30 protein-coding genes are annotated in these 25249 nt (G+C 44.2%); 15 read left to right on the plus strand and 15 right to left on the minus strand.

The features are described from left to right. The 4 genes from ICN33_RS06190 to ICN33_RS06205 all read right to left on the minus strand — a co-directional run bounded on the left by ICN33_RS06190 (position 1) and on the right by ICN33_RS06205 (position 2930). Positions 1–618, minus strand: a complete 618-nt coding sequence (locus ICN33_RS06190) for a DUF934 domain-containing protein (RefSeq protein ID WP_216195434.1) — start codon at positions 616–618, stop codon at positions 1–3. Then, positions 615–2324 carry a nitrite/sulfite reductase gene (locus ICN33_RS06195; protein WP_216195436.1) on the minus strand — a complete coding sequence of 570 codons (1710 nt, stop codon included), beginning with the start codon at positions 2322–2324 and terminating at the stop codon, positions 615–617. Before ICN33_RS06195 ends, ICN33_RS06190 begins: the two co-directional genes overlap by 4 nt. A 125-nt stretch (positions 2325–2449) precedes the next feature. Then, positions 2450–2719, minus strand: a complete 270-nt coding sequence (locus ICN33_RS06200; protein ID WP_216195438.1) for a type II toxin-antitoxin system RelE/ParE family toxin — start codon at positions 2717–2719, stop codon at positions 2450–2452. Then, on the minus strand, positions 2703–2930 hold the full coding sequence (locus ICN33_RS06205) for a ribbon-helix-helix protein, CopG family (protein ID WP_216195440.1): 228 nt from the start codon (positions 2928–2930) through the stop codon (positions 2703–2705). Before ICN33_RS06205 ends, ICN33_RS06200 begins: the two co-directional genes overlap by 17 nt. Before the next feature lie 133 nt (positions 2931–3063). On the opposite strand from ICN33_RS06205, the gene ICN33_RS06210 reads away from it, so the two are divergent. The 3 genes from ICN33_RS06210 to ICN33_RS06220 all read left to right on the plus strand — a co-directional run bounded on the left by ICN33_RS06210 (position 3064) and on the right by ICN33_RS06220 (position 5185). Continuing rightward, a complete protein-coding gene (locus tag ICN33_RS06210; protein ID WP_216195442.1) occupies positions 3064–3342 on the plus strand; it encodes a type II toxin-antitoxin system RelE/ParE family toxin in 279 nt (92 codons plus the stop codon). 7 nt (positions 3343–3349) lie between these two features. Then, entirely contained in the window at positions 3350–3655 is a 306-nt protein-coding gene (locus ICN33_RS06215) for a HigA family addiction module antitoxin (RefSeq protein ID WP_216196573.1), read from the plus strand. Between the two features lie 81 nt (positions 3656–3736). Then, entirely contained in the window at positions 3737–5185 is a 1449-nt protein-coding gene (locus tag ICN33_RS06220) for a glycosyltransferase (protein WP_216195444.1), read from the plus strand. A 30-nt stretch (positions 5186–5215) separates the two neighbouring features. Here the strand turns inward: ICN33_RS06220 and ICN33_RS06225 are convergent, their stop codons facing one another. The 5 genes from ICN33_RS06225 to ICN33_RS06245 form a co-directional block, all read right to left on the minus strand. Next, complete coding sequence (locus ICN33_RS06225) at positions 5216–6733, minus strand: phospholipid carrier-dependent glycosyltransferase (RefSeq protein ID WP_216195446.1); 1518 nt, start codon at positions 6731–6733, stop codon at positions 5216–5218. A gap of 36 nt (positions 6734–6769) precedes the next feature. Next, a complete protein-coding gene (locus ICN33_RS06230; RefSeq protein ID WP_216195448.1) occupies positions 6770–7141 on the minus strand; it encodes a hypothetical protein in 372 nt (123 codons plus the stop codon). A gap of 4 nt (positions 7142–7145) precedes the next feature. Beyond that, a complete protein-coding gene (locus tag ICN33_RS06235) occupies positions 7146–7370 on the minus strand; it encodes a hypothetical protein (RefSeq protein ID WP_216195450.1) in 225 nt (74 codons plus the stop codon). Positions 7371–7448: 78 nt separating this feature from the next. Next, a complete protein-coding gene (locus ICN33_RS06240; RefSeq protein WP_216195452.1) occupies positions 7449–8351 on the minus strand; it encodes an amidohydrolase in 903 nt (300 codons plus the stop codon). 27 nt (positions 8352–8378) lie between these two features. Continuing rightward, on the minus strand, positions 8379–9377 hold the full coding sequence (locus ICN33_RS06245) for a tripartite tricarboxylate transporter substrate binding protein (protein ID WP_216195453.1): 999 nt from the start codon (positions 9375–9377) through the stop codon (positions 8379–8381). Between the two features lie 98 nt (positions 9378–9475). Here ICN33_RS06245 and pcaD point away from each other — a divergent pair, with 98 nt between their 5' ends. From pcaD to ICN33_RS06265, 4 genes are read left to right on the plus strand one after another with little or no spacing between them, the layout of a single operon-like run. Continuing rightward, complete coding sequence (pcaD, locus tag ICN33_RS06250; RefSeq protein WP_216195455.1) at positions 9476–10291, plus strand: 3-oxoadipate enol-lactonase; 816 nt, start codon at positions 9476–9478, stop codon at positions 10289–10291. 58 nt (positions 10292–10349) lie between these two features. Next, a complete protein-coding gene (locus ICN33_RS06255) occupies positions 10350–10928 on the plus strand; it encodes an HdeD family acid-resistance protein (RefSeq protein ID WP_216195457.1) in 579 nt (192 codons plus the stop codon). A 47-nt stretch (positions 10929–10975) separates the two neighbouring features. Continuing rightward, positions 10976–11152 (plus strand): hypothetical protein, encoded by a 177-nt coding sequence (locus ICN33_RS06260; RefSeq protein WP_216195459.1) that lies wholly within the window; start codon positions 10976–10978, stop codon positions 11150–11152. A 3-nt stretch (positions 11153–11155) separates the two neighbouring features. Beyond that, positions 11156–12217 (plus strand): acyltransferase, encoded by a 1062-nt coding sequence (locus tag ICN33_RS06265; RefSeq protein WP_255530682.1) that lies wholly within the window; start codon positions 11156–11158, stop codon positions 12215–12217. Position 12218: 1 nt separating this feature from the next. On the opposite strand, the gene yjgA is transcribed toward ICN33_RS06265, so the two are convergent. From yjgA to ICN33_RS06280, 3 genes are read right to left on the minus strand one after another with little or no spacing between them, the layout of a single operon-like run. Then, positions 12219–12746, minus strand: coding sequence for a ribosome biogenesis factor YjgA (gene yjgA / locus ICN33_RS06270; protein ID WP_216195461.1), 528 nt, complete (start codon positions 12744–12746; stop codon positions 12219–12221). A gap of 31 nt (positions 12747–12777) precedes the next feature. After that, positions 12778–13095: a helix-turn-helix domain-containing protein gene (locus tag ICN33_RS06275; RefSeq protein WP_216195463.1), complete on the minus strand. Its 318-nt coding sequence runs from the start codon at positions 13093–13095 to the stop codon at positions 12778–12780. 40 nt (positions 13096–13135) lie between these two features. Then, entirely contained in the window at positions 13136–13438 is a 303-nt protein-coding gene (locus tag ICN33_RS06280; protein ID WP_216195464.1) for a type II toxin-antitoxin system RelE/ParE family toxin, read from the minus strand. A gap of 114 nt (positions 13439–13552) precedes the next feature. Here ICN33_RS06280 and ICN33_RS06285 point away from each other — a divergent pair, with 114 nt between their 5' ends. The 6 genes from ICN33_RS06285 (at position 13553) to ICN33_RS06310 (ending at position 21118) form a co-directional block, all read left to right on the plus strand. Then, complete coding sequence (locus ICN33_RS06285) at positions 13553–15178, plus strand: GMC family oxidoreductase (protein ID WP_216195466.1); 1626 nt, start codon at positions 13553–13555, stop codon at positions 15176–15178. Continuing rightward, on the plus strand, positions 15171–16088 hold the full coding sequence (locus tag ICN33_RS06290) for an EamA family transporter (RefSeq protein ID WP_216195468.1): 918 nt from the start codon (positions 15171–15173) through the stop codon (positions 16086–16088). Before ICN33_RS06285 ends, ICN33_RS06290 begins: the two co-directional genes overlap by 8 nt. Positions 16089–16223: 135 nt before the next feature. Continuing rightward, a complete protein-coding gene (locus ICN33_RS06295) occupies positions 16224–17408 on the plus strand; it encodes an ABC transporter substrate-binding protein (RefSeq protein ID WP_216195469.1) in 1185 nt (394 codons plus the stop codon). Positions 17409–17549: 141 nt separating this feature from the next. After that, positions 17550–18428 (plus strand): branched-chain amino acid ABC transporter permease, encoded by an 879-nt coding sequence (locus tag ICN33_RS06300; protein WP_216195472.1) that lies wholly within the window; start codon positions 17550–17552, stop codon positions 18426–18428. A gap of 2 nt (positions 18429–18430) precedes the next feature. Continuing rightward, positions 18431–20359, plus strand: a complete 1929-nt coding sequence (locus ICN33_RS06305) for an ATP-binding cassette domain-containing protein (RefSeq protein WP_216196575.1) — start codon at positions 18431–18433, stop codon at positions 20357–20359. 30 nt (positions 20360–20389) lie between these two features. Next, entirely contained in the window at positions 20390–21118 is a 729-nt protein-coding gene (locus ICN33_RS06310) for an ABC transporter ATP-binding protein (protein WP_216195474.1), read from the plus strand. Positions 21119–21208: 90 nt separating this feature from the next. Here the strand turns inward: ICN33_RS06310 and ICN33_RS06315 are convergent, their stop codons facing one another. The 3 genes from ICN33_RS06315 to ICN33_RS06325 all read right to left on the minus strand — a co-directional run bounded on the left by ICN33_RS06315 (position 21209) and on the right by ICN33_RS06325 (position 23905). Beyond that, a complete protein-coding gene (locus ICN33_RS06315; RefSeq protein WP_216195475.1) occupies positions 21209–21709 on the minus strand; it encodes a hypothetical protein in 501 nt (166 codons plus the stop codon). 135 nt (positions 21710–21844) lie between these two features. Next, positions 21845–22657, minus strand: coding sequence for a sulfite exporter TauE/SafE family protein (locus tag ICN33_RS06320; protein WP_216195477.1), 813 nt, complete (start codon positions 22655–22657; stop codon positions 21845–21847). 3 nt (positions 22658–22660) lie between these two features. Beyond that, on the minus strand, positions 22661–23905 hold the full coding sequence (locus ICN33_RS06325) for an FAD/NAD(P)-binding oxidoreductase (protein ID WP_216195479.1): 1245 nt from the start codon (positions 23903–23905) through the stop codon (positions 22661–22663). A 148-nt stretch (positions 23906–24053) separates the two neighbouring features. On the opposite strand from ICN33_RS06325, the gene ICN33_RS06330 reads away from it, so the two are divergent. Together ICN33_RS06330 and ICN33_RS06335 are read left to right on the plus strand one after the other, a co-directional pair. After that, positions 24054–24914, plus strand: a complete 861-nt coding sequence (locus ICN33_RS06330) for an MBL fold metallo-hydrolase (protein ID WP_216195481.1) — start codon at positions 24054–24056, stop codon at positions 24912–24914. Between the two features lie 5 nt (positions 24915–24919). After that, positions 24920–25240 carry a helix-turn-helix transcriptional regulator gene (locus ICN33_RS06335; RefSeq protein WP_255530683.1) on the plus strand — a complete coding sequence of 107 codons (321 nt, stop codon included), beginning with the start codon at positions 24920–24922 and terminating at the stop codon, positions 25238–25240. Positions 25241–25249 lie beyond the last annotated feature (9 nt).

The following is a 25249-nucleotide window of genomic DNA, read 5'->3' on the forward strand; positions in this document are numbered from 1 at the left end:
TTAAGGGGCGTTGTTGATTGATGCTTGGTTTGTTGCAAGCAAAGTTCTCTTACCGCGCCAGCTGTTTTGGGTAGTCACTGAAAATAGATCAAACTGCTTTAAGGCAACATCGACTTTTTGATCTGGGCGCAATGCAAAGCTATCAAAGCCAACACGTGCCCCTTGTAATAATTGATCAATGAGTACATCACCGATAGCGCGGATCTCACCATCCCATTGAAATCGGCCTCTTAGCAAAGCAGCCGTACTAAAACTGCGACCATCTCTAAAGATGGGGAAGTGCGCTGCTACCACTGGCCAAACTTTTTTGCCATTCTCAATCACTTCTGCGTGTTTCAGAATATCGTCATCTGCAGCAAACCAAACCCCAAGTTGACCTTTTTTGGCTGTAGCAAGAACGCCAGCTTCTTTTTGATGGCCTTCAACTTGGCTGCACCACCAAGAAAATGGCACTAGCACCTTACTATTTGCAAGTTCTGTGGGTAGCTCGCTTTCTTCTTGGGGTTCCCAAACTTGCCATTCATTCGGGGTAAGTGTTGGCTTGCCACCTTTAGGAAAGCGCAAGATTTCTTGCTGGGTATTGATGGTGCTGAATGTGTTTGGCGTTACTTGGCTCATGCGTCGACTCCTGCTTTGGCATCAGCTTTATCTTTCTTCTTGGCATTTTTATAGGCAGCCTCTTTGAATGGGGCTACCCCTAAGCGCTTATAGGCTTGGATAAAAGATTCATTATCAGCTCTATGCTCTACATAGGTATTGATGATATTAGTCATGACATCAGGGATTTCATCTGCGTAAAAAGATGGGCCAATGACTTTCCCAATCGCAGCATCATTACCTTGCTCACCACCCAAAGTGATTTGATACCACTCTTCACCGTCTTTATCGACACCAAGAACGCCAATATTTCCGACGTGATGGTGACCGCAAGAGTTAATGCAGCCAGAGATGTTCAGGCTAATATCACCCAAATCAAACAAGTAATCCAAATCATCAAAGCGTTCCTGAATCGCTTTAGCAATCGGGAGTGATTTGGCATTAGCGAGTGAGCAGAAATCACCGCCAGGGCAGGCAATGATGTCGGTGAGTAAGCCAACGTTAGGTAATGCAACATTTTGTTTTTTAGCGGCTTGCCAGAGCTCAAATAACTTAGCCTGCTCAACATCCGCTAGCACTAAGTTCTGTTCGTGGGTTGCACGCAGTTCACCAAAGCTATATTGATCTGCAAGATCGGCAATTGCGTTCATCTGCGCGGTAGAAGCATCGCCTGGAGCCGCAACGACGTGTGGCTTTAACGAGAGAGTCACGATGGCATAGCCTGGCACTTGATGGGCGCTAACATTGCGCTCTAACCAACGAGTAAAGGCAAGCTTATCTATTTCTGGTGCTAGCGCTAATACTTGTTCGGCAGTCAGTGCTGGAAGACTCTTGTAGGCAGGCTTAGTAAAGTGTTTGGCAACCCGATCCCATTCAGCTTGGGTGAAGTTGTCGTCACTCTTCTGAATATGAAGCCATTCGCCTTCCACTTGGCGTGCAAATTCTTCGGGACCTAGTGCTTTAACTAAAATCTTGATGCGGGCCTTATAGAGATTGTCTCTGCGGCCAAAGCGGTTATAAACCCGCAGTAGGGCAGTGAGATAGCTGGGCAATGCTTGCCAAGGTAGTTCTTGCTTAATGAGTGAACCCAGAATTGGTGTGCGACCCATGCCGCCGCCAGCGTAGATGGCGGCAATCAGTTCACCTTGCGCATTCTTCTTGAGCTCAATACCCACATCATGGCAAAGCAATACCGTGCGGTCTTCTTTAGCACCATTGACTGCAAATTTAAATTTACGCGGCAAGTGGGCAAACTCTGGATGCAGAGTAGACCATTGACGGAGTAGTTCACAAACAGGACGTGGATCCACATATTCATCAGCGGCAACTCCAGCGAAGGCATCACTCGTAATATTGCGAATACAGTTGCCTGAAGTTTGAATAGCATGCATCTCTACTGTTGCAAGATCAGCCAAGACACGAGGCGAGTCTTCAAGTGTGAGCCAGTTGTATTGAATATTTTGACGAGTAGTGAAGTGACCATAGCCACGGTCATATTTGTCAGCAATTGTTGCCATCATGCGCAACTGCTTGGAGTTAAATAAGCCATAGGGAATAGCCACACGCAGCATGTAGGCATGGCGCTGGTGGTACAAACCATTTTGCAAACGCAGGGGGCGGAATTCTTCTTCGGCTAATGAGCCGTCAAGGCGCCTTGAAACCTGGTCTCTAAATTGGGCAACCCGTTGATTTACAAGGGTTTGGTCAATGTGGTCATATTTATACATAGACCACGATTGTGAAGGATTTTCAATATTCCTTCAAATACTAAAAAGTCCATTCTATATATCAAATTTTATATATGCCAGAATGTCACAGGCGGTTTTTTATCCCAACCGATTGGGCCAAGGTCTTAACGATAGACTTCTTTTCGATTTCCGACCTCGATGACTAAAACGCAAAGCTGATGGTCCTGAATATTACAAATGATTCGATAATCGCCAACCCGATATCGCCAATACGTCCCTAATTTAGGGCCGGAGAGCACTTTTCCAGTTGAGCGTGGATTTTCGCCCCCAGAAATTCTCGCATCCATAAAATCCAAAATACGGATGGCACTTTGTTTATCTAGCTTTTTGAGTTGCTTTCGTGCTGAATCGGTGTATTTAATGATCCAGACCAAGATCGCCCCTTACCTCTGTAGAGGAAAAAGTGCCTTCATCGCCTTTGCGAACACGTTCCATCGTCGCGTCAGCCAAGTAAAAGTCTTCCAAGTCATCAAGTCCGTTTATAACTAGTTCTCGAAGATAGTAGGCTTTTGTTCTGCCTGTTGCTGATGCTAAATGGTCTAGTCGTTTTTCAATAGCAGGGTCTAAACGGATTGAGGTAGCCATAATTGCTCCTAAGTGAATACATGTACTCAATGTATCACATCGTGACAAACAATCCAATCCCCCTGGGTCATACAGCTAAAAAAGTAATAAAAGTTCCATTTGACAGATTCTGTACTGCAGAATATTATATTGAATGATCCGTTCATTTGCATGTGCACTTACTGAAGACTTATTTAATAGCAGGCCTTCCCGAAGGTTTGGAAATATTGAAAGAGTGGCTAGGCGAAAGTTGTTGCAACTGCATGCGGTAGTTAACTTATTAGATTTGCGAATTCCACCTGGCAATATGCTGGAGTTATTAAGTGGGGGTCGCAAAGGACAGCATAGCATTCGAATAAATAGCCAATGGCGCATTTGTTTTGTCTGGAAAGAGGATGGGGCCTATAGCGTAGAGATTGTGGATTACCACTGAGGATATGATGAATACAAAACTGCTTGATGAAATTCACCCTGGTGAAATATTGCTAGAAGACTTTATGAAGCCGATGGGCATCACAGCTCGTCAGCTGGCCGCAGATATTGATGTTTCACCCAGTCGCATTAGTGAAATCGTACATGGGGCACGTCCAATCACTGCAGATACAGCGTTACGCTTGGGCCTATTTTTTGCCATGGAACCTCGTTTTTGGCTGAATTTGCAGTCTGAGTACGATATGAGGGTGGCCAAAAGAAAGCTCCAGAATTTAATCGAGCCGCGGATTCGGGTATTTAAAATGGCCGCTTAAGCATCAAGGATCGAGTCATGTCTGGGAAATGGGGTCCAGCCAAATATTATTAGGGACCAAGGGCTAGGTTATATTCTTGTTATGAATAAGAGCACAGACACCAGCCCCTACGAATTAGAGTTTGCCGACTATCAGAAGCGACGGGAGCAGTTTTGGGATGGGGTGAACGGCTCCTCTAGTCATTCTTGGGGTACTTATTATCAGAAAAAGTTAGCGCACATTTACCAAAATATCGTACCTAGCGATTGCAAGGTATTGGAATTAGGCTGTCGTGGTGGTGAGTTGTTGCATGCGCTCAAGCCGTCCTTTGGGTTAGGTGTTGATTTCAGTGAGCAGGCTCTCATTAAAGCCCGCAAGCGCTATCCGCATTTGCATTTTATTTGCGCCGATGCTCATCAGCTGAATCTTGGCGATCACGTTTTTGATTACATTGTGATCTCGGACTTGGTGAACGACTTATGGGATGTGCAAACTGTACTAGACAGTATTCGCCCTTACTGTCATGCAGAGACCCGTATCGTATTTAATTTTTTCAGTCACGCCTGGAATTTACCCTTACGAGCGGCTCGTGCATTAGGTTTAGCCACCCCAAATTTGCCGCAGAACTGGCTCACTCGTCATGATATGAATAATTTGCTGGAAATTTCAGAGTATGAGAGCTTGCGTCAGTGGCGTGAAATTATTGCGCCGCTCAATATTCCTTTGATCTCTAATTTTTGCAATCGCTACTTGGCAAAAATTTGGCCATTTGAGTTGTTGGCAATTACCAATTTCATCATTGCAAGACCTGTAGGGATGCAAGAGAGGAAAAACCCAAGCGTCTCTGTGATTATTGCTGCCCGCAACGAGTCTGGACATATTGCTGAGCTCTTTGAGCGTGTTCCCCATATGGGATCCGGGACTGAGATCATTTTTGTTGAGGGGAACTCGACTGACGATACCTACGAGATGATCGCTAGCGAAATACTAAAGCGTCCGCAATGTAACTGTAAGTTGCTTAAGCAAACTGGTAAAGGCAAAGGTAACGCTGTGCGCAATGGTTTTGATGCTGCCACTGGCGATATCTTAATGATCTTGGACGCCGATATCACTGTGCCGCCAGAAGATTTAACCCGTTGCTACAACATTATGGCTAGCGGACTTGGGGAGTTTGTTAATGGCGTGCGTTTGGTCTATCCAATGCAAGATGAAGCAATGCGCTTTCTCAATCTACTCGGTAATAAATTTTTCTCATGGGCATTTAGTTGGCTAATTGGTCAGCCTATTCGCGATACATTGTGCGGAACCAAGGTCCTTTGGAAAACGGACTATGAGCGTATTGCGCATAATCGTAAATATTTTGGCGATTTTGACCCGTTTGGTGACTTTGACTTACTCTTTGGCGCTGCACGTCTAAACCTCAAGATCGTTGAGGTGCCCATTCGGTATCGTGCAAGGCGCTATGGCGAGACCAATATTTCTCGATGGAGTCATGGCTGGCTCTTACTCAAGATGGTCGCCTTTGCTGCACGCCGCATTAAATTTACCTAAGGCTTTTACCTAAGATTTACAAGTTACAGCCTATTGTTCTGCAGAGGGCTGAGCGCACTCCAGCTCAATTCTGTTGGCATCCATTTTTTGATGAAAGTGAATGAGTCCAGATTGACAGAAAGGGTGGGACCCTTTGCGGATTAGCCAATTGTAGTAATTGGTATAGGGAACTAGGTTGGAGAGTAGGCATAAAAAAATCAAAATACCTAGGGTTCTTTTTTGTCCACGTTGCGGCATTCTATAAATCAGAAAAATTGCAAATGTGAATAAGAAAAACTCAGAGAAAATTCGGTAATGTGGATTATCTAAATAGCGAATTTTGTTCACTAGATTGACGATATAAAAACTCGCTAAGTTAAATCCTGCGAACCACCATTCCTTTTGGGTAATGCTATGGCGGTGATAAATCAAGTAGCCTAAACAAAACCCAATGAGCAAAGTGGGTGATGTGAACTTACTAAAAGTCTCCACCAATGGGCTTCCCATAAAACTGATGGCATTCAATATGCCTTCAGCTGGTGTAGAGCTTGTCAAAGCAATGCTCTCAGACCCCTTTAAAAATCTGGTCATGCTCATGGGGTCAGCAATATTGCCAAAAATCGATATACCCAAATTGATCTGGGTACTTATTGTTTCTACAGCTAAAAAAGCAATCAGATAGCAAATATTAAAAATAGTCATTGATGCGAAGGCATTATTGCGTTGGATCTTCAATGCAATGCCTGCAACAAGAACATTAAAAAAGCTCACCAAAAGTGCATTTAGGACAAATCCCAGGCCTATTGACTGGGTGGAATAAAAGTAGAGCAAGATTGCATAAGAAAGCGCCGCCAAAAACGCATAAACAAAGTGATGAGATTCTGGTTTCTCAATCCGGTTTTTATTGGGGATAAAGTAAGCCGCCCAGCAAAAATAGAAGGGGGCTAATATGATAATTTGTGCTTTGTTAAGTGCGGCACAGAAAAAGCAAATGAGACAGAGTTGCAGTAAGTAATATGACTTAAAAGAGTTATTTTTATAACTTGCAATAAAGCAGTAAAGCGCCAGCATTAAAAAGATAAAGGTGATCGGCTCTGTGCGTGTAGCAGTGAAGTGATAAAAAACACCATTGCTTACAAACGCTAAAAATGCCACGAGCAATGCAATGCCAACGCTCTGAAAGATTTTCTTGCTTACGTAGTAAACACCAAAAATCAATGCGATAGTGGTTAGCAGTGCAGCATGCCGCGCGGAAATAACAAGGTATCGCATTGCATCAAACATGGATGATGCTTGATTGAATTGCGAAATATTGTTGATATCGCTTAAGCCTAAGAGGCTGCCCACCTTCAGTAGAAGAGCAATCAGGTGAATGGAGAAAAATCCAGGGTGATCAATATATTCTTGATTCAAGCCTGAATTAATTAAGAGAGCGTTATAGCCCAGAGTTAATTCTTGATCAGCCCAAAAAGACCAATTGCGGTTATATCCTGTGCTGTAAAAAAGTGCCGTCAGCAAGGTGCCAATAATGAAATAAGGCAGACATTGCTTTAAAAAGGATTTAGTCATGCCATTAACCTACTGTTTGACTGCTCGGAGGATCGATTAAAGACCGAACTCTCGATAGTGCCTGTAAAGATTGGCAATCGATGCAAAGCCAAGAACAACAATCAGGACTGCAAATAAGTATTCAATGGTGAGGTAGGTGTAGATACCTAGCTGCACCAAGGCAGTTGCAGCAATGAAAGCAGCAATCGACCCTAGTGCGACTAACTTAAAGTTAGGAACAAAAGCGCCTAATGTAATAGCGATAAATACGATGTAAAGATCGGAAACAAGCTGATCAGCGGTTACAAAAATAGCATTAGTGAGTTCAGGGTTGATGAATTTACCCAAAACGGCAATGCCCAGAATGGCAGCTAGGATTGCAAAGTTCAGCTTTGCTTTAAGAAAAATAGTCTTAAATTGATCGCCCATGGTTTTATGAGACGCTGCCGTTAAATACTAGGCTTATGCCAATCCACAAAATAATAAAAGCAACTAAAACAGTTGAGCCAATTTTTTTCAGGAAATATTCCAAGGTATCCATGTATGCCTCATCACCTCTGCCGAAGTAATGATCAAAGCGTTTCCAAAAAAGACGCCCCACAACTAGTGGCAGGAGTATTGCGACAATTCCTAAGGTAACAGTAAGCGTGTTGTCCATATTTATTTGTAAACTTTCTTGCTAAATTCAATATTGTGATGCCCCGCACCTTTCGGGTTTTGGGTCATTTGGCTAGCTTCATGCCGGGAAGTCATACAGGATACAGGGGTTGTGAACCAATATCGATTTTCTGAGGTTTTCGTCCTGCACCCAGTCCCCAAAGAGGTCGCATAGATCGGCGTCATGTGGCATTTGCTTTTTCACCATGACATGAGGCCAATCACTTCCCCAAATGAGTCGGCCGGAGTTTGCTTGAATCACAGCATCCGAGAATGGACGCATATCGAGGTAGGGAAGATTGCCGTCGCAAATGCGATAGGGCCCTGTCATTTTTACCCACGCGCGCTGGTTTTTCATTAAATCCAGAAGACCCTGAAATCCTTTGTCGGCAACACCATGTTTTGCATGGGTATAACCAAAGTGACCAAACACTAAATCCACCGGAAAATCTTCGAAAGTTTTGGCAAGATTAGGATATTCATTCACGTGCATTAATAATTCTAAGTGCCAGCCAAGCGGTTGAATACGTCTAGCCAGGCTCCTCAATTGCTCAATTGGAAGTCCACCCGATTTATCAGCAATATCGACAATATTGCAACGTAATCCTCTTACCCCAGCTGCATGCAAATCAGTAAGCTGTTGATCGCTCACTGCGGTGGGATCGTTGGGAATAACTGCAACACCTCTAAATTGTTGTGGGTTAGATTTCAGGGCAGCCAGCATTGCTCTATTGTCAGTGCCATAAACGCTTGGTTGTACCAATACAGCGCGATCTACTCCTAGCGTCTGCAGTAATGCTTGATAGCTTTCGAGTGTGGCATCTGGGGGTGTGTAGATACGCTCTTGTGCGTATGGATATTGGGTGGCGGGACCACAGACATGGGCATGAGAATCCACTGATCCTGCAGGCAGCTTAATAAGGGGCGAACGCATTTCTGCGATCGGCGCCTGGCAAAGAGGCGCTGTAAGAGTTGGATTCAAGTGAGAGAAGGTTTTAGTGGTGATGAACTATTGCGGTTCAATCGCTGCTTCTTTAGCGATCTTTTGATACTTGCCCATCTCTTCGCGGACGAACTTCGTAAACTCTGCGGGAGTCATTGGGGTTGCCTTAATGCCTTTAGTCTCGTATGCAGTTTTGACTTCGGGATCTTGCATTGCTTGATTAATATCTTGATTAATCTTTTTCACAATGGCTGGTGGGGTGGCTGCAGGTGCCCATACTCCAAACCACAAACCAATTTCAAAATTGGCATAGCCTTGTTCGGCAACGCTTGGAATATCTGGGACAGCAGGATTGCGAGTTTTGCTAGTCACTCCTAAGGCACGCACTTTGCCGCCTTTGAGTTGGCCAATAGCAGTGTCTAAAGGTGCCATATAAAAAGCAGTGCGGCCAGACATAGTGTCCTGAATCGCTTCGGGCGAACCTTTGTAGGGAACGTGAATGAGTTTGATGCCCATTACCTGATTGAAATACTCAGCTGCCAGATGGGTTGAGCTGCCAACGCCAGCAGAAGCAAAAGTAATTTCATTAGGCTTAGACTTTGCGGCAATGACCAGGTCGCGAATGGATTGATAAGGGCCATCTGCTGCAGTAATCATGACATAGGGTGTTTGCCCCAAAATAGCGACATCTACCAAGCTCTTGAGGGGATCGTAGGGAAGCTTCTTATAAATTGCAGGATTAGCAGCATATGAAGCAGATTGCACTAACAATGTGTATCCATCTGGATCTGAGTTCACAACTACTCCGGTGCCAATCAGGCCGCCAGCACCAGGCCGATTTTCAATAATGACGGACTGCTTCCACGTTTCTGTGAGACTTTTTGCTACAACCCGTCCAGCAATATCGGCACCAGAGCCTGTGGTTAAGGGAACAATCATTTTCACGGTGCGGTTGGGGTAGCTTTGGGCATAGGTAAGGCTAGCCCCAAAAGCGAGGAAAAATGTGAGGATAAGACTATTGAGCTTATGAGCGCCTCGCCCCCGCCCGAGTGTTGTAAACATCATGTCTCCTGAGTATTTTTATAGTTTCGTTGGATAATCTAACATGCTCTGACAAATAGATAAATAGAAGATAAACAGAACTTGAGATAGGGTGGAGATAAATGACTCAAATGCAGGATCAGCAAATCATCAAGGTAAATGGTGTCGATATTGCCTATCGTTTTGATGGCCCACAAGACGGCCCTGTTTTGTTGGTCGCAAACAGTTTGATGGCTAATGGCAGCATGTGGGATGGAAACGTGCCTGCACTAGCAGACCGCTACCGCGTATTACGCTATGACAAAAGAGGGCATGGAGGTTCTGGTCTTAGTGCCGGTCCTTACACCATTGCTCAATTGGCAGATGACGCAATCGGATTATTGGATGCGCTTGGTATTCAGAAAGCCCACTTTATGGGCTTATCCATCGGCGGCATGATTGGTCAGCAATTGGCTGCGCGATTCCCTGATCGAATTCTCTCATTGTCACTTTGTAATACCGCTTCAGAAATGCCACCACGTAGCTTGTGGGAGGAGCGTTTTGAAATTGCTCGCTCTCAAGGCATTGCTGGATTAGTGGAGGGTACGATTAAGCGCTGGTTTACTGCGCCTTTTATTGAAAGAGCCCCTCAAGAAATTGAAAAGGTACGTCAGATGATTTTGGGTACCAATGTCGATGGCTATATGGCTTGCGGTAGTGCGGTGCGCGATATGGCCCAAAGTACAATGCTTCTAAAGATTAAAGCTCCCACCCTAGTGCTGTCAGGGCGCGATGATCCAGCGTGTACTGTTGACCAAGGTATTGTGTTGCATCGTTTAATAGAGCACTCCAAAATGGTGATACTTGAGCAAGCAGCCCACTTATCTAATATTGAGCAGCCTGAAGCATTTAACAAGACGGTGCGTCAATTTATAGATTCCGTTTACGACACTTTGTAATTTGTTGTCATTATTTAGATTTTATTAACAGCATTCATTTAGAAAAGAAGGTACCTTTATGGCCGAACTATCAAACGCTCAAATTCAAGAGCTCCGCACGAAAGTATTAGGCGCGGCTGCCAAAATTCCAGGCGCTTTAATTGGTCTGGGAATTTTATTCATTGTGCTGGGCATGATTGGCATCGCAGGCCAAACCTTGTTTTCATTTATTACAGTCAATGTTCTAGGCATTTTCTTATTTGCTGGCGGCGTGCTGCAAGGCGCTCATGCCTTGAAATCACAAGGCTGGAAAAGTGTTGGCGTACAACTCATTTTGGCTGCTCTCTATATTGCAGCAGCAATCTTTACTTGGGCCTTCCCAATCCCAGCACTTGAGGCGATTACGCTTTGGTTGGCAGCAATCTTTTTTGTAACTGGTGCATTGCGTTTGATCTCCGCATTCCAGCATCGCCACTTCCGCGAATGGTTCTGGTTGGTTCTATCTTCAGCAATCTCTATCTTGATGGGCGTTCTGATCATGAACGGCTATCCAGAGTCTAGCCTTTGGCTTCCTGGAATGTTGATTGCGATTGAATTGCTATTACAGGGTTGGTCATTGTTGTTTATGGGTTTAGCGGCTCGCTCACTTACTAAATAACTCAGTAAACAATTTAATCAAGAACCGCAGAGAAAAGAGTCTTCATCATGTCAATGAAAAAAACGGATCTCTATAAGAATTTAGCTTTGAAGACTGCGCAGGGAATGAAAAATGCTTCCAAGACTCCTAAACTCGGCGCAGATGAGAAGGCAAAGTCCAAAAAAGAACTAGCAAGCGCAAATCCATTGCTAGCTTCTTTGATGGGCAAGACTAAATCTAAGTAGTTCTTGAAGCAAACATCCCCGCTTTTTCTGGTTGATATCCTCAAGGTCCTAGCGGCCTTGATGATCATTCTTCATCATCTCTCGAGTTATGGGCAAATTGCTGAGGATGCCCGTAGAGTTCTTCCTGGTCTAATGACTTGGTTATTTGAGTACGGGCGTTATGCAGTACAAATCTTTTTAGTCATGGCAGGTTATTTGGCTGCCCAGTCTTTGAGTAGATATGCCAATACCAAATTTAGTGCTAATGGTTTGCTCAAACTGATTCTGAATCGTTATCTCCGTTTATTTGCCCCGTATGCTGCCGCATTAATTTTTACAATTGTGTGCGCATACATTGCGCGTATTTGGGTGAATGATGAGTTTGTTGGGCAATCAGAAACTCTCTCGCAATTTTTAGCGCATCTCTTTTTTATTCAGGGCATCTTAGGGCTTGATTCCATTTCTGCAGGCGCTTGGTATGTTGCAATTGATTGGCAGTTATATTCAGTATTAGCTATCGTGTTTGTCTCTTTCCCAAGTTATCGAGCGCTGATTTGGTTGATTAGTATTTTCGCGGTGAGCTCTTTGTTATTTTTTAATCGTTCGAGCGAATATGAGGCGTTTTTTATTTATTTCCTGGGCTCTTATGGATTAGGTGTCTTAGCTTATTTGGCTAGCGGCTTTCAAGATGCTGGTGTGAAGCGCGTAGCGAAGATAGCTCTGATCTTAATTGGCCTCATCATTGCTGCTGCCTCGTTTCAGCAGATTTGGTTAAGAAACTTCCTTGCCTGGTTTGTGGCGTTGGCTTTGTATTTATGGGGCAACACGCACTACCCAAAAAGTCTTAGTGGAAGCAACTTATTAAAATGTATTTCCTGGGGAAGTAAGCGCTCTTACTGCGCTTTCTTAATTCACTTCGCATTTATTTTGTTAGCGAATACGCTCTATATTGCCCTGGGTTTTCATATACAAAAAAGCGGTGCGCTAGCGCTTGCGTTGATGCTAGGAGTTATTGCTTGCAGCATCTTTGCGGCTAATTACTTTTATCGCTGGATAGAAGTTCCTGCGAACAAACTTAAAGTCTAGTTTATAGACCCATATCTTTGAGTACGCGGAAAATCTCGCGGTAAGCCTTGGGCGGCTTGTTTTGTTCTTTCTCACGACGCGCATTCCGTATTAAGGTGCGCATATTCTGAATATCCATATTAGGATATTGCTCAATCATTTTGGTGAAGGCTTCATCATTTGCAATCAGCCTATCGCGATAGCTCTCTAAAAAATGCAGCTTAGCTGTTTCTGCTTTGCTGACACCTTGGATTGCATCCAAACGTTTCTGAATAGTATCTAATTCTTCCTCATCTAAGAAGCGCATGAGTTTGCCAAGATATTGTTTATGACGGCGAATCGCCTCAAAACTCTTAATCTTGTTCGTCTCTGCAATTGCTGTTTTAATCGCCTCATCCATGGGGATGGTTTTTAAGGCATCGCTACTTAAGGCGGCCAAAACTTCCGCCAATTTCTGGCGCTCAGTCATTTGGCGCTTTAGCTCAGACTTACTAGGCCCATCATCAGCCTCAACCAGCTTGGGAGTGCGATTCTTCTCATTAATATGCATACGGGTATTTTAGACGGGTATTGGAATTTTACTATTCTTTGTTGATTTTCTGCTTCAGTAGTTTTAGATCGGTACTTGAAAATAATTGGCTTCTACCAATGATTGATGTTGGCTTCAATCTACCGGCCTGAACGTATCTACGTAGGGTGGGAAGTGAGACCTCTAAAAATTCTGCAGCCTCTTCTGCTGAAAAGGTTGCATTTCTTAGGTGTCCAAATACTTGCTCATGTGTATAGTCAGACTCTTGGAACGCATTTATCGCAATCAAAGAGAAAAATTTAATACGTTCTTTTGAGGGCATTTTTCGTACGTGATCAAATAGATCCTCTGCAGTCATGTATTGAGTCATATATAGACCTTACTTTCTGTATTGAAGTGGCTTGAAGATGTCATTTGAATCGAATAGATTTCTTTAATTGCGTATAAAAATTTTCATGATGTCCGATTTGACAAAATTCAATCCAGGTTATTTCTGTCACACCTGAAAAATAATCAAATTGATACGCCATCAAATATTCCTGTGTATTAAAGCGAAATTTATAAACAAACACCCCCTGTAAATCACCCAGCTTTTGTTGGCCTATCCTAGGGTTATTACAAACTTCAGCCACCCTAATTTCAATTGCTAACTGCAAAGGCTTAGAGGCCTTTTTTACAAATTGGGCAAAAGCTTTTTTATAGGTAGTTCTCATGATCTAATATTAGATCAATTTTGATTCTATAACAAATCAACAAAAATACCAAGAAATACCTGAATTTTTGTATTGGTAAATAATGGGGTCAATTTCGTTTTCGGCGGCGGACATATGACTCAAACAAATACTTACGACTACATCATTATTGGGGCAGGTAGTGCCGGCTGCATGTTGGCTAAGCGTTTGACGGAGAATCCTAATAAGAGGGTCTTGTTGATTGAGGCGGGTAAGAACGATAACTACATCTGGATACATATTCCGGTGGGGTATTTGTATTGCATCGATAACCCTAGGGCAGATTGGCGTTTCAAAACGGCTGCAGAAAAAGGCTTGAACGGACGCTCATTGTTATATCCCCGTGGCCGTGTTTTGGGTGGATGCTCTTCAATCAACGGCATGATTTATATGCGCGGCCAAGCGGGCGACTATGAGTCTTGGGTGCGGGCAACCGGAGACGATTCATGGTCTTGGGAAAATGCGCTTCAGCGCTACAAGTCATTTGAGGATTACCACAGCGCTGCTAATCAATGGCATGGCAAAGGTGGTGAGTGGACTGTTTCCAAGCAGCGCCTCCGTTGGCCCATCATGGATCGATTTAAGGAGGCTGCGGTTGAAGCTGGTATTCCGGCCTCCGACGACTTTAATTGTGGTGATAACTTTGGCGTAGGTTACTTTGATGTGAGTCAGCGTGCCGGTTGGCGCTTAAATACTTCCAAAGCTTTTTTAAGGGATGCCGCCAAGCGCAGCAACCTTACGGTTCTCACTGAAGCCATAGTCACCAAACTGAAAATAGATCCCATTACAAAAAATTGTCTTGGAGTGGAATTCATTCAAAATGGACAAGCCCGCGAAGCCTTATGTGCAATCGAGCAGGGTGGCGAAGTATTGCTAAGTGCCGGTGCAATTGGTAGCGTACAAATTTTGGAACGCTCTGGTATTGGTTCTGCTGCACATCTTAGTCAATTGGGCATCCCTGTTATCGCCGATCTCCCGGGGGTTGGTGAGAATCTGCAAGACCACTTACAACTGCGCATGGTTTACAAAGTAAATGGCATTAAGACCTTGAATACCAAAGCCAATACGCTCTGGGGCAAGATGATGATTGGCTTAGAGTATGTGCTTAAGCGCTCTGGCCCAATGTCGATGGCGCCTTCGCAGTTGGGTGCCTTCGCCTATAGTTCACCAGAACAAAAGAGTGCAAACGTGGAGTATCACGTGCAACCATTGTCTTTAGAGAAGTTTGGCGAAGACTTGCATTCATTCAATGCCTTCACAGCAAGTGTGTGCAATTTACGTCCCACTTCGCGAGGTAGTGTGCATATTCACTCAACAGATCCAGAAGCACCGCCAGTCATTAGCCCAAATTATTTATCGACCGATGAAGATCGCAAAGTGGCAGCAGAGTCTTTGCGTTTGACTCGCAAGATTGTCCAGCAAGCTGCGCTCGGTCCTTATGCCCCAGAGGAATATAAGCCTGGCATGCAATATCAAACTGATGATGAGTTAGCAAAAGCTGCTGGTGACATTGGTACAACGATCTTCCATCCGGTAGGCACTTGCAAGATGGGACGTGCTGATGACCCGATGGCTGTACTTGATTCGGAGTTGCGCGTGATGGGTATTCATCATCTGCGCGTTGTAGATGCTTCAGCCATGCCTACGATTACCTCTGGCAATACTGCTGCACCTACGATGATGATTGCAGAGCGCGCAGCGGAATTGCTTACGAGTGCCTAAGACCCCACAGAAAACTTACTCATTACCAGCGAGTCATTTATTGCTGGCGCTAGCCATAGTGGCGGTGTGGGGTACAAACTTTGTAGTGATTAAGTTATCGCTTGGCGCATTTCCACCATTTCTGTTTGCCGCATTGCGCTACACATTTGCTTTTCTGCCGCTGGTGTTTTTTATGCCAAGACCTAAAGTGTCTTGGATCAATCTCTGTATTTATGGCTTGGCAGTGGGGGTGGGGCAGTTCGGTATTTTGTACTTTGCGATTGATGGGCGCATTTCCCCAGGCCTAGCTTCGCTAGTCATCCAGACACAGGTATTTTTCACAATCGGCTTTGCAATGTTTTTTGCGAAAGAGCGTTTGCGTATTTATCAAATGCTGGCCGTGCTGGTAGCTATGACCGGTTTAGGAATTATTGCGCTGCACACTGATGCGAATACGACCTTCCTCGGTTTGGCTTTGGTTGTATTTACTGGGTTCTCTTGGGGGGTGGCAAACACCGTCAGTCGTAGGGCGGGCTCTATCAATATGCTGGCCTACGTGGTTTGGGCGAGCGCTTTTGCAATTCCCCCCTTATTTGCGATTTCTTACCTTTTTGAGGGTGGGTGGGAGCATATGAGTACTTCTTTAACCTCAGCCCCAGTAGGGTCATGGGCTGGTGTTCTTTGGCAGTCTTGGGGAAACACCATCTTTGGTTATTCGGCTTGGGCTTGGCTCCTTTCTAAGCATCCAGCGGCAGTGGTAGCGCCTGCGCCCTTGCTGGTACCTATTTTTGGCATGGGGGCGGCAGCCTATTTCTTGGGAGAGTCTTTGCCAGCATGGAAGATCTTGGCAGCGGGCTTGGTGATCGTTGGGCTGATCATCAACCTTTTTTGGCCAAACATTGAGCGTGGCCTTAAAAGACGATTTTCATAAGCCTCTAGAGCTAATGTAAAACCCTAATACAAAGCCCTTTTTTTGCCTTTGTATTAACAGTAAGATAACTGTTCGTTTCGGTTTTACATATAAAAAAGTATTTATTAATTAGCAATTTTTAGTCATGGAGACTTTATGAACATTCGTCATCACATTTTTGCAGTAGCCGCTGCTGCAATGCTTACAACCGGCGCTTATGCTGCCGATATCAAACTTGGTGTTGCAGGTCCATTTACTGGTGGTTCATCCTCAATGGGTGTCAGTATGCGTGACGGTGTTCGCCTTGCTGCAAAAGAAATTAATGCTGCTGGTGGCATCAACGGCAACAAAATCGTTTTGGTTGAGCGCGATGATGAAGCAAAAAACGAACGTGGCGTACAAATTGCACAAGAATTAATTAACAACGAAAAAGTAGTTGCTACTTTGGGTTACATTAATACTGGTGTTGCATTGGCCTCACAACGCTTCTATCAAGAAGCAAAGATTCCAGTATTTAACAACGTTGCAACAGGTACATTGATTACTCATCAGTTCCCAAATGCTGCTGAAAACTACGTATTCCGTAATGCTGCAGCTGACAATATTCAAGCACCAATGATCGCCAAAGAAGCGGTTGAGAAGCGTGGTTTAAAGAAGGTAGCAATTTTGGCTGACTCAACAAACTACGGTCAGTTAGGCCGTGAGGACTTAGAGAAGGCATTGAAAGGTTACGGCGTAACTCCAGTCGCAACTGAAAAGTTCAATATTGGTGACGTAGATATGACTTCACAATTGCTCAAAGCAAAGAATGCTGGCGCTGATGTTGTTTTGACATACGCAATCGGACCTGAGTTGGCACAAATTGCTAACGGTATGGCGAAGTTGGGTTGGAAAAAACCAATGATTGGTAGCTGGACATTGTCAATGGCGAGCTTTATTGATACAGCCGGTAAGAATGGTGATGGCGCAACAATGCCAGAAACTTTCATTCAAAGTCCTGCAACAACTCCAAAGCGTAAAGCTTTCGTTGAAGCTTACTTGAAAGACTTCAAGCCTAAGAATGGCATTATTGCTTCTCCAGTTTCTGCTGCTCAAGGATATGACTCTGTTTATTTGTTGGCTGCCGCTATCAAGCAGGCAAACAGCACAGAGGGACCAAAGATTTTGGCGGCATTGCAAGATCTCAAGACTCCTGTTGAAGGCGTTGTGATTACTTACAACAAGCCATTCACTGCAACAGACCATGAGGCTATCAAGTCAAAAGACGTAGTTATGGGTGTGGTTGAAAGCGGCCGTGTTCAGTTCTTGAATGCTGAAGACGCAACAGCGAAAAAGAAGTAATTTAAGCTCTAGGGCAGGCAATCTAAATAATTATTTTGCACTGCAGCATTAGATAAAGCAAAACGCCGCCTAGAAGCGGCGTTTTGCTTACAATGTCGGATTCGTTAATAAAACAGTTTTAAGAATATTTAGGCCAATAACATGGACATGTTTGCACAAATCCTCTCGAGCGGCATAGCGGTGGGGATGATCTACGCGGTCATCGCTTTCGGCTTTCAGCTCACATTTGCCACATCTGGCACCTTGAACTTCGGTCAGGGTGAAGCGCTGATGTTAGGTGCTCTTGTAGGTTTAACTTGCGTGGATACCTTTGGTATGAATTACTGGGTGATGATTCCAGTGGTTTGCTTGTTTGGTATGTTGCAAGGTAGCTTCGTTGAGCTCATCGGCGTCCGTCCTGCAATTAAGATTAAATCGGAGTTTGGTTGGATTATGTCTACCATCGCTCTCGGTATTATTTTCAAGAACGTGGCTGAAAATATTTGGGGTCGTGATGCATTGCCATTTCCACCACCGTTACCAATGGAGCCAATGAGTTTCTTGGGTGCAAATATTCTGCCAATGGAAATTTTAGTAGTCGTTGGCGCATTAGTGATGATGTTGTTAGTGGAGTTCTTTAACCGTAAAACGATTTACGGTAAAGCGGTTGTTGCGACAGCAAACGACCGTGATGCAGCTGGCTTGATGGGGATTAATACCAGCGTAGTCATTACATTCTCATATGCACTTTCTTCTTTAACAGCTGCATTCGCAGGTGTATTGATTGCACCACTGACTTTGACTGGCGCAACTATGGGCGGCGCCTTAGGTTTGAAGGCTTTCGCGGTAGCGATTATTGGTGGCTTATCGAGCGGTCTTGGAATTATTGTGGGTGGTTTGATTTTGGGTATTGTCGAAACAGCTACCGGTTTTTATATCTCTACTGGTTACAAAGATGTTCCAGGTTTGATTTTGTTATTGCTTGTATTGGCATACAAACCATCTGGTCTCTTCGGCAAATCTGCGATTAAGAAAGTTTAATGATGAAATTGAAGTCTCTATTACCCATATTAATTGCGATTGCGGGGCTGTTTGTATTGCCCTTATTTATCCATAATCCTTATTACATTCACCTAGTTGAAACTATCCTGATCTACACCATTTTGTTATTTGGTTTGGATATTGTGGTGGGTTATGTAGGTCAGGTCTCCTTAGGGCATGCAGCCCTTTTTGGAATTGGTTCCTATACCGCTGGTGTTCTGTACTTCCACTTTGGTTTGCCAATTTGGGTCAATATCCCAGCTTCCATCATCGTTACTGCGATCTTTGGCGGGATATTAGCGTTGCCAGCCTTGAAGGTAATCGGGCCATATCTTGCGATGGTGACCTTAGCATTCGGTACGATCGCTCAGATTTTAATTAATGAAATGACTTGGTTGACCGAGGGTCCTTTAGGTATCAAGATTCCAAAGCCCGAACTCATGGGTGTACCTATGACCAAGGCAGAGTATTTCTGGTTGGTCTCTGCAGTCCTCATTATTTCCATGATCGTAGTTGATCGTTTTGTGAAATCCCAAATCGGCCGTGCTTTCGAAGCTTTGCGTGATAGCCCGATTGCTTGTGACTGTATGGGCGTTTCTGTTTATCGCTTTAAGGTGATTGCGTTTGTACTTAGCGCGGGCTTTGCTGGCTTGGCTGGTTGCTTGTACGCCTACTCAGAGCAATACATTTCCCCAAACACTTATAACAATGAATTAGCTGTTTTGTTCCTACTTGGCATCATTATGGGGGGACGCAAGTCCCGCTTGGGCGCAGTGATTGGCGCTGCCATCATCGTATTATTGCCAAAACTGCTTGACGATATCTTCCTGTTCCGTATTGTTGCCTCGATTATTGCAATCGTTGTAGTGGCGGGCGCTGCTATGGCCCTATCCAAGCAATTAACTACCCCTAAACGTGTAGCAGTTCCGATTGCTGGTGTTGTAGGTTTAGCTGCGTTTTCATTCTGGCTCAACAGCATCTCTGACTGGCGCTTGAGTATTTTCGGCTTCATGATTTTGCTCGTTGTCTACTACTTGCAAAACGGTATTGTTGGCTTTGCGAAAAGCTTCTATCAATCCATGGTCGGTAAAGCTAAAACTACCCGTGGTGGTGATCACGAAGAAGTGGATGACTCCATTAGCTTTATTAGTACTGTTGCCAATCAAAATACTGGTGCTGAGCTCCTCAAGGTTGATTCTGTATTGATGCAATTTGGCGGTTTGAAGGCCTTGAACAATGTTGATCTGAGCATCAAGCGTGGCACTATTCATGGCTTGATCGGCCCTAACGGTTCCGGCAAGAGCACCATGATGAACGTGTTGACTGGTATTTATGTGCCTACAGCCGGTAACGTGTTGTACGCAGGCGCAAGTGTTGTTGGTAAGACATCTTCCGATATTGCCTTGTCCGGTATTGCGCGTACTTTCCAAAACGTTCAACTTTTCGGTGAAATGACTGCCATCCAAAATATTTTGGTTGGTTTACATCACACCTTTAAATCGAACATGGTAGAAATTGCTTTGCATCTACCGCGTTACAAGAAGGAAGAAGCTGAAGCCCATGCTCGTGCAATGGCGCTTCTCAAGTTCGTTGGTCTTGATGACTTAGCGAACGAAGAGGCTCGTAACTTGCCATACGGTAAGCAGCGTTTGCTAGAGATTGCTCGCGCTTTGGCTTTGGATCCTGAACTACTCTTGTTGGATGAGCCTGCTGCAGGATTGACAGCTCCTGATATTAAAGAGCTCTTGCGCATTATTCGTAAGATCCGCGATAGCGGTATTACCTTCATCCTGATTGAGCATCACATGGATGTGGTGATGTCAGTTTGCGATACCGTTTCTGTATTGGACTTCGGTCAGAAGATTGCAGAAGGTAAACCAGCTGAAGTTCAGGCAGACGAGAAGGTGATTCATGCCTACTTGGGCGCTTAATCACTAGAACATATTGAATCGGTAAATACCATGTTATCTATTAAGAATCTTGAAGCAGGCTACGGCAAAGTTAAAGTCCTCCACGGCATCAATATTGATGTTCCTAAAGGCCAAGTGATTACCTTGATTGGCTCAAACGGTGCTGGCAAAACCACCACCATGCGTGCTATTACAGGCATGATTAAGCCAACTGCTGGTGAAGTAACTTTAGGCGGCGAAAAAATTGATGGTTACGACTCTCATAAAATTGCCCGCTTAGGCTTGGCTCATAGTCCTGAAGGTCGTCGTGTATTTACGACGATGTCAGTTACTGACAATTTGTTGCTTGGAGCATTTCCACGCTTCACAGGCAGCCGCCCAAAAGGCGACATCAAGAACGATCTCGAGAAGTCTCTAGAAATGTTCCCACGCCTTAAAGAGCGTCGCAATCAATTGGCGGGAACATTGTCTGGTGGTGAGCAGCAGATGTTGGCTATGGCACGTGCTGTGATGCTGAACCCAGAAATTATCCTCTTGGATGAGCCATCAATGGGTCTGGCGCCAATTTTGGTTGAAGAGGTGTTTAGGATCATTTCTGACTTGAAGTCTCAAGGGGTAACGATGTTGTTGGTTGAGCAGTTCGCTGCTGCTGCCTTGAACGTCGCTGACTATGGCTATGTTCTTGAGAACGGCAAAATCGCTACTCACGGACCTGCTGAAAAGCTCAAGGATGACCCTGCTGTCAAAGCCGCCTACTTAGGTGGTGCAGGTGGTCACTAAGTAGCTGTCTAAACTACATGTAATAAAAAAGCCCTTAGTCATAAGGGCTTTTTTATTTAATCGACATGAACAACTGGCTTTATTTGCGATCTAGTTAGAAAGTAGCTTTACAGCTTCCCGAATGAGTAAGGCTCGGTAGCCCATATATATGGCAACCAAGGTAAAGCCAAATAGAAAGAGCTTGGGAATGATTGCACCCTCGATGACAAGCTCGCTATTCAGCAAGCCAATTGCTACCGCGAAGAAGAAAAGAGAGCCCAGGACCAGCACAACCCAATTCTCATTGCTAGTTACTTGCTGCGTTTGATTTTGATACGCAAGAACTTGAAGGGCGCCATCTTTTTGATATCCCGATACGGTAATTTGATCGCCTTCGGAAATCTTCATGGGAGATGAAAACTTTGCCTCAATAGCCTTGTCACCTAAATTAAATTTGGAGATGAAAAAGCGTTTGTAATATTGCGAGGAATGGTCGTGCGTAGGCTTTTCTGGGTTTACGTATTCAAGTAATTCATTGTTGAGATTGTTGACCGTTCCTGAAATGCTGCTGATTGAGCTAGATAGAAAAGTACTTGGTTTGGCAATGGTCATCAGCAAAACTCCTAAAAGACTAATGCCCAGTATAAAGAGAAGTGTAAGAAGTGGTCTTTTGACTCGCACAAAAGGGGTGTCGCGTATTAATGTTTTCGAAGGCTAAAAGTTTTAGTCAAAAACTGGTTCTTAAGTTTAATTTAATGCCTTGATGAGAAGGCTTATGGCGATGATTAAGGTAAAGATCGCAAAAATTTGTTGCACCCTGGGACCACTGATTTTCTTCTCTAGAAATTTTCCAAGCAATAAGCCAAATAAAGAGCCGATTGAAAATGGAATTGCCATTCCTGTATTAAGAGTCCCAGAGGCGAGTGAAATAAATGCCCCTCCAGCTGAAACAATTGCCAATACCCCAAGAGAGGTTGCAACAATGGACTTCATGGGAAGGTCAGTAAATTTGTTGAGTGCCGGTACTAGAATAAATCCACCCCCAACACCAAGTAAGCCCGATAGAAATCCTGCGCTGGCCCCTGCGAACATAAGAGCTCTTGCGCAAGGGACCGTCCAGATTAGTTTTCCAATGGAGAGATCCAATTGGCATGGCGGAGCTTTAGCGCTATGTATGGGTTTTCCTGAGAGGATTCTTGCAACTTGTAATAGCATACGAATAGAAACATACATTAGCACCAAGCTAAATAGTATTAGGAGTGGAGTATTAGGAGTTTGCTGGGCAAGCCATAAGCCTAAGGGAGATAACAGTAAGCCAAATAAAGCCATAAATGCAGCTGCTTTATAGCGGAGCAGTTTGGCATTCAAACCTATCATTGCTCCAGCGCCGGCAGAAATAGTAATTGCTGTTAATGCAATTGGGCCCGCTTCAGAAATCGGAAGGTGAAGAAGAAAAACCAGCAAAGGCACCGATAGGATACCCCCGCCAGCTCCGGTAAGCCCCATCAAGATGCCAACAAATGCTCCAATGGCTAAAGTTAGGTAGGGTAAAAGATCCATCAATTAATTTTCAAATGGACGTGCTAACCATTCCCTGCCTTTCAGCATGGCATTCCAGTAAAGCCAAGGAAGTACATCTTTCTTCAGGATCCAGGCAAGCTTTGTAGCCTTGAGTGGATTAATGAGCCAAGGAAAGGTGGGGAGAAGTTTTCCACCAAAGCCAAACTCGGCCAAAATAATTTTTCCATTCTCAACCGTCAAGGGGCATGAACCATATCCATCATATTTGGTTGGCAACGGTTTGTTATGTTTGGCAGCCAGTAGATTTTCTGCAACAACTACGATTTGTTTTCTGGCTGCTGCAGCTGTCTTGGAGTTTGGTGAAGAGCAACAGTCGCCTAAACCAAAAATATTAGGATAGCGAGTATGTTGCAGTGTGAATTGGTCAACATCTACAAAGCCATCAACATTAGCCACCGAACTGCCTTTAAGACAGTCTTGAGGCCCTTGAGGAGGTACTACATGCAGAATATCAAAGGATTTTTCTACTTGACTGACATTGCCGTTAGCATCTTTGACTGCAAAAATCGCCTTTTTAGAAGGGCCATCAACCCTAATGAGATTGATGTTGAAATTGAGTTTTGCGTTATATTTTTTAACGTATTCCATTAAGGGTGGAACAAAATCCGCCACACCAAAGAGGGCGGCACCTGCATTATTTAATTCCACCTCAATATTTTTCAATCTACCCTGCTTTTGCCACTCATAGCAAGATAGATACATTGCCTTTTGGGGTGCACCCGGGCATTTGATTGGCATAGGAGGTTGTGTAAAAATCGCTTTCCCAGACTTGAGATTTTTAACTAGCTCCCAAGTATATGGGGAGTATTCAAAGCTGTAGTTAGAGGTCACACCATTTTTACCGATTGTTTCTGCGAGTCCTGGAATTGCATCCCAGTTGGATTTGATGCCCGTAGCAATAGCTAATTGCTTATATTTGATAGGCGTACCACTTTGGACTAGAACTTCATTTGTCTCTGGATTAAAGCCGGTGATCTTATCCTTGATCCACTTAACTCCTAGTGGAATTAAATCTTTAGTTTGGCGACGAGTATTTTTTATCTTAAATGCACCACCGCCCACCAGAGTCCATGCGGGCTGGTAATAATGCACTTCAGAGGGTTCAATAATGGCAATACTTAGTGATGAATCCCTGAGTTTTAGGCTGGCGGCCAAGCCTATGCCGGCAGCGCCGCCGCCCGCAATCACAACATCAAATACGGTTAAGTCTGCTTGCGCTGAAACCATTTTGTCCCCACTTCTATATATTGGTTGGATTTAGGACACTAAATTAGCCTGAAATACGGCAATTGCCTATCAGGGTTTATTATTAGTTTATATTTTTGTATAGTATCTATCCTAAAATAAACCATTCAATGCAAACTGGAAAAAATACATGAAACCGATTGTTAAGGGCTTTTTTGACCCAGATACGTGGACCGTCACTTATGTAGTTTATGAGAAACCTGGGTCACCCTGTTTGATCGTTGATTCAGTCCTCAATTATGACCATAAGTCTGGGCGAACTAAAACCAAATCAGCCGACGAGGTGATTGATTTTGTCAAAAAGAATAACTTGGTTACACAATGGATTTTAGAAACCCATGCGCACGCTGACCATGTCTCAGCCGCTCCTTATCTCAAGTCTCAGCTTGGCGGCAAGATTGCCATTGGCGATCATATAGCGTTGGTACAGAGTGTATTTAAGAAAGTGTTCAATTTAGAGGAGGGGTTCTCAACTGATGGCTCCCAATTTGATTACTTACTCAAAGATGGCGAGGAAGTCCAATTTGGCAATTTAAGCTTTAAATCTCTGTTTGTTCCTGGACATACTCCAGCCTGTATGGCCTATCAAGTGGGGGATGCTGTTTTTGTGGGCGACACCATGTTTATGCCTGATGTTGGTAGTGCAAGATGTGACTTTCCTGGAGGGGATGCGCATACCCTTTATCGGTCCATGAAAAAGATCCTGAGTCTGCCGGATCAAACCAGATTGTTCATGTGTCATGACTATCCTCCAAATGGGCGCGCTGTAAATTATGAGACAACCGTAGCCGAGCAAAAGAAGTCAAATATTCATATGCATGATGGCATTACCGAAGACGAGTTTGTACAAATGCGCAGCAAGCGAGATGCTTCATTAGATATGCCAGTGCTTATTTTGCCGTCGATCCAAATCAATATTCGAGCTGGTGAGATGCCTCCCAAGGAAAACAATGGGATCGCTTATTTAAAAATTCCACTAAACGCTCTTTAATGCTTATGTTGGCTGATAAACGTCGGGTTGCGGAATTTAAAAAAATGCAGGCTTCCGCAGTAAAGGCTTGTGATTTCCTAAAGGTGATCTCGAACCCCAATCGCTTAATGCTGCTTTGTGAAATTGCGGTTGGAGAGAGGTGCGTTGGCGATCTGGAGGATTCAACGGGAATACGCCAGCCAACATTATCGCAACAGCTTACCGTTCTCAGGACAAAAAAAATGGTTAAAACACGTAGAGAGGGCAAGCAGATTTATTACTCGCTTGCTAGTGATGTTGCTCTTTCTGTAATGAATGTGCTGTACGATCATTTTTGTAAAAAGTAAACCACTCAC

It is taken from the genome of Polynucleobacter sp. UB-Tiil-W10 (assembly GCF_018881605.1).
GTDB lineage: Bacteria > Pseudomonadota > Gammaproteobacteria > Burkholderiales > Burkholderiaceae > Polynucleobacter.